The sequence below is a fragment of the Novipirellula artificiosorum genome, from assembly GCF_007860135.1.
Classification (GTDB): Bacteria; Planctomycetota; Planctomycetia; order Pirellulales; family Pirellulaceae; genus Novipirellula_A; species Novipirellula_A artificiosorum.
On the sequence record NZ_SJPV01000001.1, the window covers coordinates 574,151 to 589,181 of the forward strand.

The 15,031-nt window shown below is 55.0% G+C and carries 10 protein-coding genes; 6 read left to right on the forward strand and 4 right to left on the reverse strand.

What is annotated here, in order from left to right:
* The first annotated feature begins 39 nt into the window (after positions 1-39).
* Positions 40-2,991, forward strand: coding sequence for an FG-GAP-like repeat-containing protein (locus Poly41_RS01930; protein WP_146524225.1), 2,952 nt, complete (start codon positions 40-42; stop codon positions 2,989-2,991).
* 20 nt (positions 2,992-3,011) lie between these two features.
* Here the strand turns inward: Poly41_RS01930 and Poly41_RS01935 are convergent, their stop codons facing one another.
* Both Poly41_RS01935 and Poly41_RS01940 read right to left on the reverse strand, forming a co-directional pair.
* Entirely contained in the window at positions 3,012-4,946 is a 1,935-nt protein-coding gene (locus Poly41_RS01935) for an SHD1 domain-containing protein (RefSeq protein WP_197231002.1), read from the reverse strand.
* Positions 4,947-5,137: 191 nt separating this feature from the next.
* Positions 5,138-6,085, reverse strand: coding sequence for a cation diffusion facilitator family transporter (locus Poly41_RS01940; RefSeq protein ID WP_146524227.1), 948 nt, complete (start codon positions 6,083-6,085; stop codon positions 5,138-5,140).
* 245 nt (positions 6,086-6,330) lie between these two features.
* Here Poly41_RS01940 and Poly41_RS01945 point away from each other — a divergent pair, with 245 nt between their 5' ends.
* The 3 genes from Poly41_RS01945 to Poly41_RS01955 all read left to right on the forward strand — a co-directional run bounded on the left by Poly41_RS01945 (position 6,331) and on the right by Poly41_RS01955 (position 9,826).
* Entirely contained in the window at positions 6,331-8,454 is a 2,124-nt protein-coding gene (locus tag Poly41_RS01945; RefSeq protein WP_146524228.1) for a spermidine synthase, read from the forward strand.
* Positions 8,455-8,913: 459 nt separating this feature from the next.
* Complete coding sequence (locus Poly41_RS01950) at positions 8,914-9,159, forward strand: flagellar biosynthesis anti-sigma factor FlgM (protein WP_231615331.1); 246 nt, start codon at positions 8,914-8,916, stop codon at positions 9,157-9,159.
* A 166-nt stretch (positions 9,160-9,325) separates the two neighbouring features.
* Positions 9,326-9,826 (forward strand): Fur family transcriptional regulator, encoded by a 501-nt coding sequence (locus Poly41_RS01955; RefSeq protein WP_146524230.1) that lies wholly within the window; start codon positions 9,326-9,328, stop codon positions 9,824-9,826.
* Between the two features lie 110 nt (positions 9,827-9,936).
* Here Poly41_RS01955 and Poly41_RS01960 read toward each other — a convergent pair whose 3' ends face one another.
* Positions 9,937-10,383, reverse strand: a complete 447-nt coding sequence (locus Poly41_RS01960; RefSeq protein WP_146524231.1) for a hypothetical protein — start codon at positions 10,381-10,383, stop codon at positions 9,937-9,939.
* 72 nt (positions 10,384-10,455) lie between these two features.
* Here Poly41_RS01960 and Poly41_RS01965 point away from each other — a divergent pair, with 72 nt between their 5' ends.
* Together Poly41_RS01965 and Poly41_RS34735 are read left to right on the forward strand one after the other, a co-directional pair.
* Entirely contained in the window at positions 10,456-11,376 is a 921-nt protein-coding gene (locus Poly41_RS01965; protein ID WP_231615332.1) for a tetratricopeptide repeat protein, read from the forward strand.
* Between the two features lie 193 nt (positions 11,377-11,569).
* The gene (locus tag Poly41_RS34735) at positions 11,570-11,860 is read left to right on the forward strand and encodes a hypothetical protein (RefSeq protein WP_231615333.1); all 291 of its coding nucleotides are present in this window, start codon (positions 11,570-11,572) and stop codon (positions 11,858-11,860) included.
* Positions 11,861-11,878: 18 nt separating this feature from the next.
* Here Poly41_RS34735 and Poly41_RS01975 read toward each other — a convergent pair whose 3' ends face one another.
* Complete coding sequence (locus tag Poly41_RS01975) at positions 11,879-14,935, reverse strand: DUF5060 domain-containing protein (RefSeq protein ID WP_146524232.1); 3,057 nt, start codon at positions 14,933-14,935, stop codon at positions 11,879-11,881.
* Positions 14,936-15,031: the final 96 nt, after the last annotated feature.

Consider the following 15,031-nt stretch of genomic DNA (forward strand, 5'->3'; position numbering starts at 1 on the left):
ACAATTGAAGTGGTTTGGCCATCTACAAGGGTGGCGGCAATGGGGATTTCCTTGGTTTGCTTGTTCTTCGTGGGGTGTCGTGAATCGGACCCCCCACCGAAGCAAACGCCCGCCGCGGAAACGAAGCCGGATCCGTTGGCGGAGGCTTCCGCGTTGATCCAACAAGGAAAATTGGATCAAGCCGAGCGAATCTTACTGCGACTGCAAGTCCAAGATCCGAACGATTTGGCAACGGGCACGTTGTTGGTGACGCTGCTGAACGAGCGAAACGATTTGGTCACTGCAGCAGGCGTATTGGATGACTTGGCGGAGGCGAATCCGAAGCAAAGCCCAAGATTGCTTGCTCAGGCCGCCGAGTTGATTTTCGAATCGGGTGACGACTTGGCTGCATTCAAGAGGTTTCAAGCGATTTTAGATTCGGACCCGACGTTTGCAGCGGTCCGCAGACGGTTTGCCGCATGCTTAAACCAACGTGGATTTCGCGCCGAGGCAAATCAACAACTTCGCACCTTGGGAGAAACGAGTCCGTTGTCGCTTGCGGAGCTGCGGGCATTGTGTTTTCCTCACCGCGTTTGGTTTGATGTCGCCCAGAAACCCGACATCCACGATGCGCGACAAATTCGCGCGCTCGGTGTCTTGAATGCTGCTCGTGCACTGCGTTCGCAAGGCGATGTGCGTGAGTGTTTGGAACTACTCGATTGCCGTGACGACCTTTGGCAGCGGACTCCTGCCAGCGAGACCCTATATGGTTGGACGCTAGCCAATTCCCAGCAAAACGAGCGGCTTGCTCAATGGCTCGCCCTTTCCAGCACCGAGTGGAAGAACTATTGCGAGTACTGGCTCGCTGTGGCCCAATTGGCGATGCAAGATCAGCCGACTGCCGCAGCGGAGTGCTTTGCTCGAGCCATCATGATCGAGCCGAACAGCTTGGAAGCTCATCAAGGAATGGTTCAAGCACTTGAACTCGCAAACAAACAAGAAGCGGCAGACGCCTTCCGCGAACGAGTGCGATTGGTTCAGCACAATCAGCAATTGATGCGGCGAATTGTAGGGGCAAAACAAATCGAGCAACTCGATTATACCGAAATGGCCAACATTCTCGCACACATGGGACGTCCGCTTGAATCGGTGTTGTGGCAAGAGTTGTTGTTTTCGCGAATCGCACCGATGTCGCAACAAATGCGCACGCTTCAGCAGTACAAAAGCAAGCTGATGGTGGCGAATCCCTCAGGGATCGATGCTTCATCGCTACTCTGTGGAACCGAACTGCACACCCAAACGGAATACGACGATTTGCTTGTTGCGATCCGCGAGAAGGTTGAGGGCGGGATGGCGGCAAACAAGCGTCCGAGTGAAAACGACGGCAAACCCATTGCTAATCCCTTACCACCCGTGTTTGCAAACGTCGCGATGCTAAAGGGAATTCATTTTGCTTACCAAAATGCGACGAAGCCCGTGGAACGTCACTTCCAGATCTTTCAGGCCTACGGTTCCGGTGTTGCCTGTTTGGATTACGATGCGGATGGCCGTGTGGATTTCTACTTTGGACAAGCCGCTACGACGCCGCCCAACGAATTGTCGCCGATTGGCAACGGATTGTTCCGAAACGTTGGCGATCAATTCAAAAATGTGATCGAACCCGCTGCTGCGGACGACCGGCATTACAGTACGGGCGTCACCGCAGGCGATTGGAATCAAGATGGATGGATGGATATCGCGATTGCCAACTTGGGGCCGAACCGATTGCTGATCAATCAAGGCGACGGAACCTTCCAAGTCCAACGAGGAGACGCGTTATGGGACCAGTTCGATTACACCACCAGCCTCGCGATTGCGGATATTACCGGTGATCACCTTCCCGATTTGGTCACGGTGAACTATATCGATGATCAAGCCATTTACTTACCGATCGAATACGATGCGGCCGGCAAGCCCGTACGTTTGCCCGGGCCGCTGCATTTTCGACCGGGACTTGATCGATTGTTTGTTTCACAAGTGGATGGCACCATGCGTAGTGAGTCGTTTGGCAAAGACGAAACGGCGATCGCAAGCTCTGGCTTAGGCTTGCTGATTACCGATATGGATGGATCGGGGAAAAACCAAGTTTTTGTTGCCAACGATCAACGGGCAAACCAATGGTGGATCCCCAAACAGAACGACTCCGATTCGCGTGCGTGGTCGGATGTTGCGGTTGCACGTGGCGTTGCCTATGGCCAAGGCGGAATGCCGATGGCTTGCATGGGCATCGCGACTGCCGATTTTGACCGGAATGGATTGATGGACATGCACATCACCAACTTTGAAAATCAGTGGTCGAACCTCTACATGCAGAGCAGTTCTGGCATGTTCTCGGATCAAGTTGTTACTTATGGTCTCGAAACGCCAACGTTTAAGATGCTGGGTTTTGGGACCCAAGCGATTGACTACGACAACAACACCACGTCGGATATCGTGATCGGCAACGGTCACATCGAAGATTTTCGCGAGCGTGGAATTCGTTTTGATATGCCATCGCAAATTCTGTCGCGCAGCGGACATCAATTCGTGGAGGCCGAGGTTTCAGGGGATGACGAATATTGGAAAGCGGGGCATTTGTCGCGTGGGATGGCACAATGCGATTTCAACCGTGACGGCCGAGTGGACGTGGTCGTTACCGACCTAAAGGAAAACGTCGCGTTGCTTGAAAACCGCACCAAAACGCCCAACCATTTCCTGCAACTCGAGTTGAGGGGCGTCCTTTCGGAACGCGATGCAATTGGCTCACGCGTGACCGTGCGGGCTGCGGAGCAGACCCAGACGACCACGGTGCAAACCGGAGACGGATACCTTTCAAAAAATGAGAGCGTGCTGTTTTTTGGCCTCGGTGACGCTACCTCGATCGAAGAAATCGAAGTGCAATGGCCGAGTGGAACCTCGCAAACCTTCACGGCAGCGCCGATCGATTGCCGACTCTTGATCATCGAGAACGAGCCAAACGTCTGGGTGCAGTAGCCATTTCCCTTCAACACGGACTACTTTGAATCCACCAATCCTTGCAGCGTAAACTGTGATTGCATCAAAGCGTTCGATCGCCGTCCGGCGGGTTGGCTGTCGCTTGGTTTTTGCATGAATTTGGGGAAATGAACGTTGGAAAACATGGCGGTGTTCGGCTTCTTGCCCGCATCGTCCAACGCTTCCTGCATCGTCTGGCCTCGCTTGGTCATCAACATACCTGGCACGTTGGTTTGGCTCGTTGACCACAGCGTCTTGCCATTCCAATCCAACTTGACCGATGACGTGTATTGATTGACGATATACGCCCCGGCTGCAATGTAACTGACCGCCTCTTGCTTGGGCCCGCTGATTGATCCAACGATTTTGATCGGGGACGTTGGGGCGACTTCATACCCTGCTTGGGCCGCCGATTGTTCGAGCCCCGTTCGAGCCACCTGTTGGTGTTCGCTGCGGATGGCCGAAACGTCGATCGCTACCGCGACGCCGGGATGCAGCAGGAACAGACGGGGGTCGTTGAGAGCGGTTTCGAGCATCTGCTCAGCAGCGGGGTGGGGGAATTTCCCTGGTGCTAACAGCCCTCCGTTGCCGGAGTGAATCGCAATGAAGGAGGTGCCCCCAATCGTTTCGATTTGTCCGGCATCACGGTATTCGCAGACTTGAATCTTGCTCCGCAAATCGACCAGCAGTCGTTTGTCGAGCAAAACGAAGTCCTCGTCGGGATAACTCAAAGCTCGCGTGGCGACAGGCCCACCCGGCAACGAGAATTCAAACAACCACTGTCCTGATTCAACATCCATGACGCGGATATCCGAGATCGACGTGAATAGAATTCGTTTTCCGCTTGGGCTCCATGCGACTCGACACCATCCGGTTTGCGTGTTCTGCGGTAGCGCGGTGCTGCCAAAAATCTCAGCCGTTTCGGGATTGAGCACCATCAGTGTTTTCTCATCAAACAGCGCAAGCAGCTTTCGATCAACGGACAACTGCATGGCAAAGTTCCGCTCGCTGAGCCGCGAGTGCCAGAGCGGAGTCCGATGCGCCAAATCCCACAAAACGACGTGTCCTTTATCGCTGATCGTCAGCACACGACGGCTATCGAGTACTTCCGCAGCGAGGACTTCTGCGTCTTCGCGACCACGGTCCCGATCCTTAGCGTACGGAACCCAGCTCGCTGAACGCACGATTCTCTTGCCGTCGAATCGCCACAGTTGCAACTCGGTCTTCTTTTCATACCCACCACGATCATCGCTGCATCCCACCATCAGCACCGACGAGCCATTGTCCAACAATGCAAGCGGACGCATGTGGGCTTCGACCGGGTCGGTATGGATGGCTCGTCCTGAAACAAGATCGACCAATGAGAGACGCGTTTGTGCTTTGGGGACGGCGAACGAAACGGAATAGCCGACCGCTGCCCGTCTGCAGCGAGTATTGATCGCCAGTGGGTGGACATTTTCGTGAAAGCTGGTTTTCTTTAGAAGTGGCGTCCGTTTGGGTTCGAAGTCCAAAGGACCGACCGATTCCGGCACCTGCCATTGCACGCCCGCCAGGGGTACAAACAATTCCGCGCTATCCCAATCGACCGATTGAGGTGTTGCCCACAATGCGTCACCGATTCCATCGACGGTTTGCTCGGCACTCCGATCGCGAGCGGAGCTGGCACTCGAATCCTCCACCATCACAAAGGGGTTTTCGCTTCCCTCTAAGAACTCTTGGTCTGCTTTGCTGAGGCGGCTGACCGGTATTTTGAGGGTCTTGCCAGCGGCATCGCGAATCATCGCATTGCCATCGACGACTTCGACCAGCGTCCCGGTGATCTTGAAACGACCGGTGGAATCGGCCCACTGTCGGGGCGAGTCTTGGGCGATCGCGACCGCTGGCAGCACCACCAGCAGGACCATGGCAAGCGAGGCCCGAAAATCCTTGGCTCTTCCGCAGAATCTGTGGGTCATCGAATACAGGCTGGAGGTTTTGAGAGGCATGGCAGGGCAAATAGAAATGGGGATGCGGATGAGTTTGCATCAACTCAAGTTTGACAGGCTAAAACAAATCACCCGTCATTGTAGAATCGCTTCGATCGTGCATACAAGCGATACGTGAGTCGCATCTTGACGGACTTTTTTACGATCGCGGTTGATGACCATCACTTCTTGTGACGCACAACGGGCTGGGTGACTGCAGCAACCGGCTCAATATGAACGTGAACATCACGGACGCGTGGCATTTCCATTAACAGGTGATCTTTCACATGATGACCAATCCGATGGCCTTGCCCGACCGTCATTTCGCCGTCGACTTGGACATGGATTTCGATAAAAAACTCGAGTCCGCTTTTTCGAATGCGCAGTTTTTCCACTTTTGCGACTCCCATCACATGTTCGGCGATACCGCGCGCCCGGCAAAGCGTTTCCTCATCGGCTTGTTGATCCATCATTTCTCTAGCCGTGCTCATGAAGATACGAATACCGGTGACGATCAAGAGAGCGCATACGCAAAGGGCCGCGATGGGATCGACATACGGTCCAACCGATCCCAGATAGGGGGCGGCCAACAAGGATAGCGCCACGGCTGCCGATCCGAGTGCATCGCTGCGGTGGTCGAGTGCGGTTGCTCGCAGGGCGGACGAATCCAGTTGCCGGGCGACTCGGTGCGTGTACCAATAAATCGCCTCCTTTGCGATCGCGCACGTTGCCGCGATGATTCCGGCGATCACACTCGGTGTTTGCAAATCGCCCGAGAATCGTTTCACCGTCTCGATTCCCAATACGGCGGCACTGAATGCGACCAACAACGCGACGCATAACCCTGCGATCGATTCGGCTTTGGTGTGCCCGTAGGGATGATCGTCATCCTCTTCGAGTTGGGCCACTCGGAGCGCACCACGCACAGCCAGTCCGCTGGCGACGTCACCAATCGAATTGACCGCATCGGCGATCAGAGCCGCCGAACCGGTGAGAATGCCGCCAGTCGCTTTCACGAACACCAAGCCGAAGTTCACGCCCATTCCCCAACCGGCAGCGCGAGTTGCATCCACATAGACTCGCTGGCGAATTGCAAGGGTTGCTTCGTCACGAGGAGGGCTGATCGACAAGGGCAAGAACTCAAGAGAAGACGGAGATGGGTTGTTAGACGCAACCTACCAAGGCGATCCAAGGATCGTCAACCAAGCGTCGGAACTCAGGCTCCACGCGGCGAGATCTTGGTTCGTCTTCGCCCCCTTCGAGGAAGCTCCATCCGCGATACCGACGCCGTCACCTGCTTTTTCCCGTTTCCTGGATCTCTCGCGTCTGCCTTCTTCTTCTGTGACCTATGTTTGGGCACTGTCTAGACCTCCCCATGCATGTGATTGCGAACAACATGACCCACGACAAGGCCACACAAAACGCACCATCCGAACAATCCGGACTGCCGACGATTTGGTTTGCCGCCACGACGCTGCTGGGAGCGTTCCTGGTCTTCCAGGTGCAGCCTGTCATCAGCAAATGTGTTTTGCCGTGGTTTGGCGGTACGCCCGCCGTCTGGACGACCTGCATGCTTTTTTTTCAGGTGTTGCTGTTCTTGGGTTACCTCTACGCTCATCTGCTGAAAACCTATGGTTCCCCGTCGCTTCAAGGCGTCATCCACTTGACCCTGCTCTGCGCCGCGGCACTCTGCCTACCAATTGAACCTTCGGATATTTGGAAGCCGACAGGCTCCGAATCGCCAACCAGTTACTTGCTGTGGATGCTGCTCTGTCACGTCGGATTACCCTACTTTGTACTTTCGAGTACGGGGCCACTGATTCAGGCGTGGCTTAGCTACCAAGATTCGAGCGATCGGGTGTATCGATTGTATGCGCTCTCGAACGCCGGCTCACTGGTCGCTTTGTTGAGTTACCCGTTCTTGGTCGAACCCTTTCTGTCCGTTTCCAATCAATCGGTCGTTTGGTCCTTGACCTTCTGTGGGTTCGTACTCGTTCAAGGTGTCGTTGCGATGCGTCTGTTTCGTGTGGCGTCAAAACGTCCTTCCGCAGCGGAATCCACCTTAGCCGATGATCCGATCGATCCTGCAAGCGTGCAATCCTTGGATCGATTCCTTTGGCTGGCACTGCCTGCACTTGCTTCCATCGTGCTGTTGGTCGTGACCAATCACGTTTGCCAAGATGTTGCGGTGATCCCCTTCTTATGGGTGCTGCCCCTCAGTTTGTACTTGATCAGTTTCATTGTTTGCTTTGATTCGCCGAGTTGGTACAAGCCAAAATGGATCGCAACGTTCACGATGGTTGCGATCATCGCGATCCAAGCCAAAGGTTTGCTTCCGGGTTCCGTGCAATTGATCGCCGAAGCTTCGTGTTACATGATCTTGCTACTGGGTGTGTGTTTGTTGTGTCACGGTGAAGTGGCGAGAATCAAACCCCCAGCAAGGTTTTTAACGCAGTACTACACGTTGTTGTCCGCAGGTGGCGCATTGGGTGGGTTCATTGTCGCGATCGGCTGCCCGATGCTATTCCGCAGTTTTGCGGAATTGCCCCTTTGTTTGTCGATCGTTTCGGCCTTCACGTTCATGATCTTTGTCGCTTGCCGTGGATGGCGGGTGACCCATTATGACTGGTCGGCAGCGAGAAAAGCTAAACTGGCGGTGCTGCTTTTGATGGTCATGCCGCTGCTCAGCGTCGCGTTGGCTAGCCATGACAAGACGATCGCTTCCGATCGTAATTTCTTTGGCGTTTTGCGAGTGATCGAAGACAACCAAGGTATCCGATTGGTGCACGGCAGCACGATTCACGGCATGCAGCGGCATGGTGAAGATGCTGGCGAGCCAACGACCTACTACGGAAACAGCAGCGGCGTCGGTCGCGTGATCCATGCGTTGCAGGAGGAAAAGCCTTCGGTCAAGATGGGAGTGATCGGACTTGGCTGTGGCGTGCTAGCAACCTATGGCCGAAAAGCGGACCACTTTGACATGGTTGAGATCAACCCAGCGGTGCTGCGGATCGCGAACGAGCATTTTAGCTTCATGCGGCACTGTCCCTCGACGATCCGGCATCACTTGGGCGACGGACGTTTGGTAATGGAACGGATGACGGAAGCTCGGTTTGATTTGCTCGTACTCGATGCGTTTAGCAGCGACGCGATTCCCGCTCACTTGTTGACCACCGAAGCGTTGAGTCTTTATCGCAACCGGCTGGCGAGCGATGGGATCTTGGCGATTCATGTCTCCAACAACCATCTGGACCTCGTCCCCCTGGTTCACCGCTTGAGTGCAAACGCTTCATGGGAAAGTCGCGTCGTCCGGGCTGCTGGGGACGAGACGATCGGGACAAAGCACTCGACCTGGATGATCATCGCAGCTCCGAGCCACAAGATTTGGCAACACGATTCGCTCGCCGATGCGGAAACAGCGACTGCGGACCAACTGGATCATGCTCCGCTGTGGACCGACCAGCATCACAATTTGGTGAGCGTGTTGAGATTGTGGTAAGAAAACGACGAATTTGGCTAAAGTTGTCGATAAACCGCACTTGATCGCGGTTTCACGACTCTGCTACTCTCTCGATCGTCCTTGCTTTCGGGGAAATGTCGGTTCGTGAGCGAGAATTGGGCTGGAGTTGCGGCTTAGCGGTGGACGATGAAATCAATGTTTCCGCCCGCTACGCGCTGAAAAAGTCTCTTTTTCGCTGTATGGATTGCATCCTGGGACAAGGATTGCGGCGCTGACGACCGATGCGGAAATGGTCAAAATCGAAGGTTTTCATGGATGAAGGCACTCGAAACGACTCGGTCAATCACCGCGCTTTTGCATCTATCAAACGTACCACGGCGACTCACGTTCCGTTGAGTTACGGTGGTTTGATAGAAGTCACTCGTCCCACATGGGAGCAATCAGATTATGCAGATTTATGGCCCTTTTCGTCTTTCCGCCGCTCAGAATGCAGGTGGAGTGCAACGGTCACAACCTCAGCCGCCTCAACAGCTGACCCCCCAAAAGAACTCCTCCCCGGTCGATCAACTCGACCTGAGTAGTGCCGCTTCGGGGGTCAATCGACTCGACGGAGCGATCGCGGGAGGGGGCGAGATCCGCATCGACCGGGTTGCCGAGATTCGGCGACAGATCGCAGATGGCAGCTACGAGACCCCGGAAAAGCTGGAAGCCGCCCTCGATCGCATGCTCGATCAGTTTGCTTAACACAAGCAGCACGCCCAATTGGAAACGTTTGGGAGGTCGCAGCGACTTCCCGCTGCAAAATGGGCAGTCCCGCTCTGTGAAGTCGCCGTGACATTTTGTTACCGATCGTGATTGCTGTATCCTAGGGGTATCCTAGCCGCAACACTTTGCCCTCGATTCATCCTTCGTGTCCAATTCTCCCTCACTTCCGCCCGTTGCTGTTGCACTCACTCCTCAAGAACGTTTTGAGGAGTACTTGCAAACGCGCGGGCTGAGACAGACAAGTCAGCGAAAGTTCTTGGTGGATGAGATTTTCAGCCACCACGAGCATTTTGATGCGGACGAGTTGATGGAACGGCTGCCACGCAAGGGCGAGAAAAACTATGTCAGTAGCGCAACGGTTTATCGAACCTTGCGAGAATTCGTTGATGCTGGACTCTTAAAAAGCTTCCAGCTCGAAGGACGCACGGTTTATGAACACGATTACGGCTACCCTCAACACGACCATCTGTACTGCACGGTTTGTCGCGAGCTGTTCGAATTCCAAAGCGAAGCCTTAACGAATCTGCGAGACGAGGTAGCCGCCGAGCAGGGGTTCCGAATTTCGGGCCACCGAATGATCATCCATGGCGTCTGCCGTGAATGCAGTAAGAACCGGCGAAAGAAGCGAAAACAGGACCTGGTGTAGCCGCTCGACTTCACGCGTTCGGCTGTATTGCGAGTTCGGCCGTTTCTATACGTCAGCACGCATCAAACCGCTGTGTGCAAGGTCCGTGAACCCCAACACCAACGCGACCCTCATTCGACCGGCGGAGTCGAACCCTGCCCGTCGCGCAGCTGCTTCACGATTGCCGCAAACACCTGTTCATTAGCATCGAAGTCACGGCTTTCCGCTTGGAACTGAATCACAAACCGCTCCCCGGCAAGTCGCGTCACCAGTGTGCGAGCCAAAATAAGCAGATCCAGATAGTAAAACCGCATCTCGACGGCGAGTCCTTCATCAAAAAATGGCTCCACGGGGAGCTTTTCGGACTCCATTTCGCCATAGTCCGCACGGATCACGGCGGCGATTTTGTCGATGATTTCGTCGTCACCATGCGGTCGTTCGTCCTTCAAAATCGAACAAAATCCGCCGCGGGGTAACTGCAGCGTGACTCCTTCGTCTTGGTCGTCGTCATCGACCATCGCCTCCCAATTGTCAGGATAGAGAAAATGGAGACCAAAATGTTCAAAAGTCGCTGGCATCGATCCGAAAGAACTTTCTCAAGTGGGGGTTCTGCGTTGCTATGGGGAGGAAAAACTTGCTAGAAACAATCCATGAAGCCGTTTTTCACCTGTATCATACTCATCCTCGCGGTTCTGGCATCGGCCGGTTGCCGATCGATTCGCCGAATTGGTGAGAGCCGACAATCCATCGCCGCGCGGCGCTTGTCGGGCCAAGGCTTCAGCGCAATGCACAACGATCAGTGGGGCGATGCAGAAACGCTGTTCGCCAGTGCTTTGGAGGTGTCCAGCACGGACGACCGAGCCCATTGGGGGCTTGCCGAATCGCTGTGGCAGCGGAACGAGGCAGATTTAGCGATCCGGCATATGGAACAAGCCGTCCGCTTAAGCGCTGGCGATCCGAAACGAGTGCAGCGACTGGGGCGAATGTACTTGGAGGTCGGACGACTGGAAGAAGCTCAGCAGCAGAGCTTGACTGCATTGGCGACCAATCGCGGATCGGCCGAAGTGTGGGCGCTTCGCGGCGACTGCTTGCGGGCAGCCGGCCAGTTGCCCCGCGCGCTCGCCGCCTATCACCGAGCGCTCGCGATTCAGCCAGACTTTCCCGAAGTGCAGTTGCAAGCGGCGGAGATCTATCATCAAGAAAAACGCTATGGCCGCCTGCTCGCGACACTCGATCGGTTGCAAGACGGGCTCGGACCCGATGCGACGCCCCCCCGAGCCGATGTGTTGCAAGGGATTGCGATGCGACAAGTCGGTCGTTTTGATGAGGCGCAAAAAAGCTTGGTGCGCGCGGTGCAAAAGAACCCCAGCGATGCGACTCCCCACCTCGAACTGGCGTCACTGCTGCTTGAACAGGGGGATACCGAGCAGGCGAAACAGGAGCTGGCGATCGCCCTGAGCGTCGATCCCCACTCGCTGGACAACAACGGATGGGCGGATCACTTCCGACGTCAGCAGGAACGACTTGCCCGAGAACAACAAATCGTGGGGGATGCGGAACAACTTCGCTAGACGTGGTTGTCCAGATGACAGCCCGAAACGAGAGGGTGCGGTTCTAATGACGATTCGGATTAGGCACCTGTGGGTCCATTCACTAGCGGTCAGTTTTTGGATGAATTTGAATTCAATTTCCGGGCGTCTGGCCGATCTATAGCGTACGCTTTCATCGGAACCTACCGCTTATCCAGCAGCTAAGAGTCTCTTGATGTCGCTAACGAATCTTCCGGGTCACACCCCAAGCGGGGTGGCAAATCACTTCGCCGTCTCCGCTGAAATCCCCGCCACGAGTGCCTCCGAGACGTTTGTCGATCGCCGAAGCTCGGCAGAATCATCGCGTGGAGAACGTCGCCAATTTGGTAGCTCACACAAAGGGCTGTCGGAGCCCGGTCGCGAATTAGCCTTAGCAATCGACCAATACAAGGTGGAACATCACCGTCGCTACATCACCTGCGACGAGATGCTCAAGGTGCTGCTGTCACTCGGCTATTCGCGTTGAGCTGCAGACGCCGCCCCACTACTTCGCCAAGGGGCTGGCATCCGGACCTTTGTCCAAATTCTTGCTCTCCATCGCTTTGGGCTGTTTGGTGAGCAGGAATCGATCCAATTCGAATCCGTCTTCACGCATCGAGAACATGATCGTGTGCAGACCTGGTTCTTCCACGTCCAACCAGATTTGGCCCAACACACCTGTGTGAACCTTGGTGGTCCGCTGGCGTGAATCCCACTGCCACAGCCCGTGCTGTCCGGTGAACTGCATCCGAGCACCGGATTCGGGCCATTGGCCATCGATCCCCACATGCAACCCGTTATCCTCAGAGCCGGTACAACAAATCCGCGCCCAAACATAATAGCGGCCGGGCTCCGTGAAGATGACGGGATAATACAGCACGCTGCATTGCCCCGGCACATTCGTAAAACTGACACCGTTGACCAGCCGATCGGCATGAGTCACTCGTGTATCGGGCAAGAGCTCCAAGTACGCTCCGCCGACTGCGCCCGCTGCATGATTGGGATCCGGATCCGGTGTGATACCGGGCGTCGAGTCGATGGTAGTTCGATACCATTTTCGCGCGACCTCGCGATCAACGGCATCATAATCCTCGGCCTCCACCACCAAGATCCCATCGGTTTGTTGATGCACCTTGCGGGCATTGGTTGGATCGTAGTTGAAGGCGAACTCGGGAATAGACGGAGTGGATTCCTTCGCCGCGGGAGTAGCGTCTTTCAGCTTCCCAGGTTCGGCGATCGCGATGCCGGTCCAGCGTCCACGCGAGAATGCAAAGCCATCATCTTCGGCGATCTTCTTGTTGGAAGCGGCATCAAAGACGATGCGAATCTTATTGCCCGCCTGGAGTGTAACGTTTGGGAAAACCTTGACGACTTTTTCATAGTCCTCGCGAGCCACTGGGTTTTGAATCTGGCCGACCTTTTTGTCGTTGACGTACAACTCGTAGGTTGATTCACCATCGGTCTCGGTCATCGTCATCAGCGCGATGTCAAATTCCCCTGGGTTGCCCTCGTATTGCATTTCTGCTGCCGACTTCTTGCCCGGGAATTGTGCCGCGTTAATGGCGATCGCCTTGCGAGCTTTGTCGACATAGTTTGGAACGAATCCGTCGAACGGCCCGAGGTTGAAGTCCTCGATTGCCGAAAAGACGGTGGCACCCTCGAGATTGACCTTTTCCGGTGCTTCTGGCATGCCGAGGTCGTACTTTAAATCCCTCTGTTTCGTTTTCAGTAGCATCACCACATCTTGTTTCACCGAAGCTTGGAGCGTGGTCAACGGCTTTCCATCGATCGTCCCCAACGATTCGGTCTCCCCTGTCTTCGCAATCAACTTCGTCACGCTGAACTTGGCCTGAGGCAAATCCAATTGCGTCTTTCCACCCTGTTTGACAAAGACGACGACGCATCCATCTCCGGCGAGTGCCCAATCACCTGACCGAGTCAGAGTCGGTTGCATCTTCGAGAGCGGAATGTCATTCCCGGTCAAGAAATCGAGTGCAATCTTGCATTGGTCCCAGAACAAATCACGACTGCGCCAATCTTCACAGGTCAAATCCGAGTGTGGATGCTTGTAACCAAAGTACCATTCGGTACCGCAACCGCCTGCCATAAAGGTTCCCCACAACCCATTGATGCGGGCGTTGTCATGACCAGGGTCTTCCTCGTCCGTAACAAGAGCGTGGGTGGCATCCCCGGGTTCATCACAGGCCACGACCCAAGGTTTGCCGGCGGCTTGAGATTGCAAAACCCACTTCTTGACATCGCCGTAGACTTGCGTGAAAGCGGGATTGCTGGTTTGCAGCGACAGCCCTGTCAATTCTGACTTGTCACCTAAGAGCGGACCGTACACGCTGTCTTTTGCACCGGGGAACGTGTGCAGAACCCGCAGGTGATTGTAAGGGTCAATCCGTTTGACATAGGCATTTTGAGCTTGGTGCTGTTCGGTGGATTGCGTGTTTTCTTCACCAAAATTCCAATTCAGTGCCAAGTGGTAGCCGAACCGCGCAACCAGTTCACGGAAGTAGAGTCGGCGTTCTGGGCCGAGATCACCATTGTCCATCAATTTGCAGTTTTCGGCCTCGGACGTCTTGAAGTGCAAGAACATGCCTTTTTGATCGCCGTATTGCAACACACGATCCCATTGGGCGGTTTTGGAAACATCCATTCGCAGCCGCTCGATGCTGGTGGTCCAAGCCTTGTCCGGCGTTTTCTTACCGTGGTTCGCTTCGTAGTCAGCCAAGTCCTTTTTGACAAGGTGCATGAAGATGTTTTCGTCGTCGCCGGCGACATTGAACGTCAAGAACGAAAAGACATTCATCCCTTTGCCGGACAAGTAATTGATCGCACCGAGTAGCCCCTTTCCTTTGTCACGATTCGGTCCCCAAAGCAATCCGTCCGCGTCCGTGTTGTAATCCTTCAAGTGGGGGCTCCATGACTTGCGTCGTTTTCCCACGTTGGGAGTCGCATCGAAATCATCGTAGGCCAATAGATTTTCCGGTGCATCAGCGCCCACCTTCAAGAAGATCTCGCCCGTTTCCGCAAACCGCTGATAACGTTCGCCTACATATTGCAAGCGGCCTTTGGAATAGAGTCCGTTTCCCGGCCCATCCGCCGGGCCAATTTGGAACGTCCCTTTGACGCCGTCCATGAAGCCGCCGCTTTCTCCCACCGGCTGATCAGCCAATGCGACACCGGCACCTTGAAGGAAGGTTGCTTGATAGGACCATGGGCCTGATTCATCGGCCGAGAAATGGACTTGCCATTGGCTGCCCGAATCGGCACCGGAAATCGCCGCGTTGCCATCGGCTGCAAAAAAACCGGGAACCACATATTTCTGTCCGCTCGGTCCGGTAAAGGCAACGTCCAGACGGTAGTCCGTAAAGGGGTTAGGGGTTGCGCGTTCATCGGTCTCGGGGCCGGTGAAGGTCAAGGTCACCTTGTGCCACTTGGCCAGTTTTCCAGAAACCGTGGCCTCGGCACCGATCGAATCGGGCGGTTGCACCACGGATCCGATCAGGACGAGAGCGATTAACCCCAAAACACGTTTACTTGCAGTAGAATACATTGTTGAATCTCTTTGGAAAAAGGGAGCTTGGTTCTCTTAAATCTCATGCCCCACGGAATTGGCAGGTCGCTATTCTAGCAGGGAGATGGGTCATCG

Bases quoted from the DNA above. Each gene is read 5' to 3' on its own strand.
- Poly41_RS01930 (WP_146524225.1), top strand. From the start codon at position 40: ATGGGGATTTCCTTGGTTTGCTTGTTCTTCGTGGGGTGTCGTGAATCG.
- Poly41_RS01935 (WP_197231002.1), bottom strand. From the start codon at position 4,946: ATGACCCACAGATTCTGCGGAAGAGCCAAGGATTTTCGGGCCTCGCTT.
- Poly41_RS01945 (WP_146524228.1), top strand. From the start codon at position 6,331: ATGCATGTGATTGCGAACAACATGACCCACGACAAGGCCACACAAAAC.
- Poly41_RS01960 (WP_146524231.1), bottom strand. From the start codon at position 10,383: ATGCCAGCGACTTTTGAACATTTTGGTCTCCATTTTCTCTATCCTGAC.
- Poly41_RS01965 (WP_231615332.1), top strand. From the start codon at position 10,456: ATGAAGCCGTTTTTCACCTGTATCATACTCATCCTCGCGGTTCTGGCA.
- Poly41_RS34735 (WP_231615333.1), top strand. From the start codon at position 11,570: ATGTCGCTAACGAATCTTCCGGGTCACACCCCAAGCGGGGTGGCAAAT.
- Poly41_RS01975 (WP_146524232.1), bottom strand. From the start codon at position 14,935: ATGTATTCTACTGCAAGTAAACGTGTTTTGGGGTTAATCGCTCTCGTC.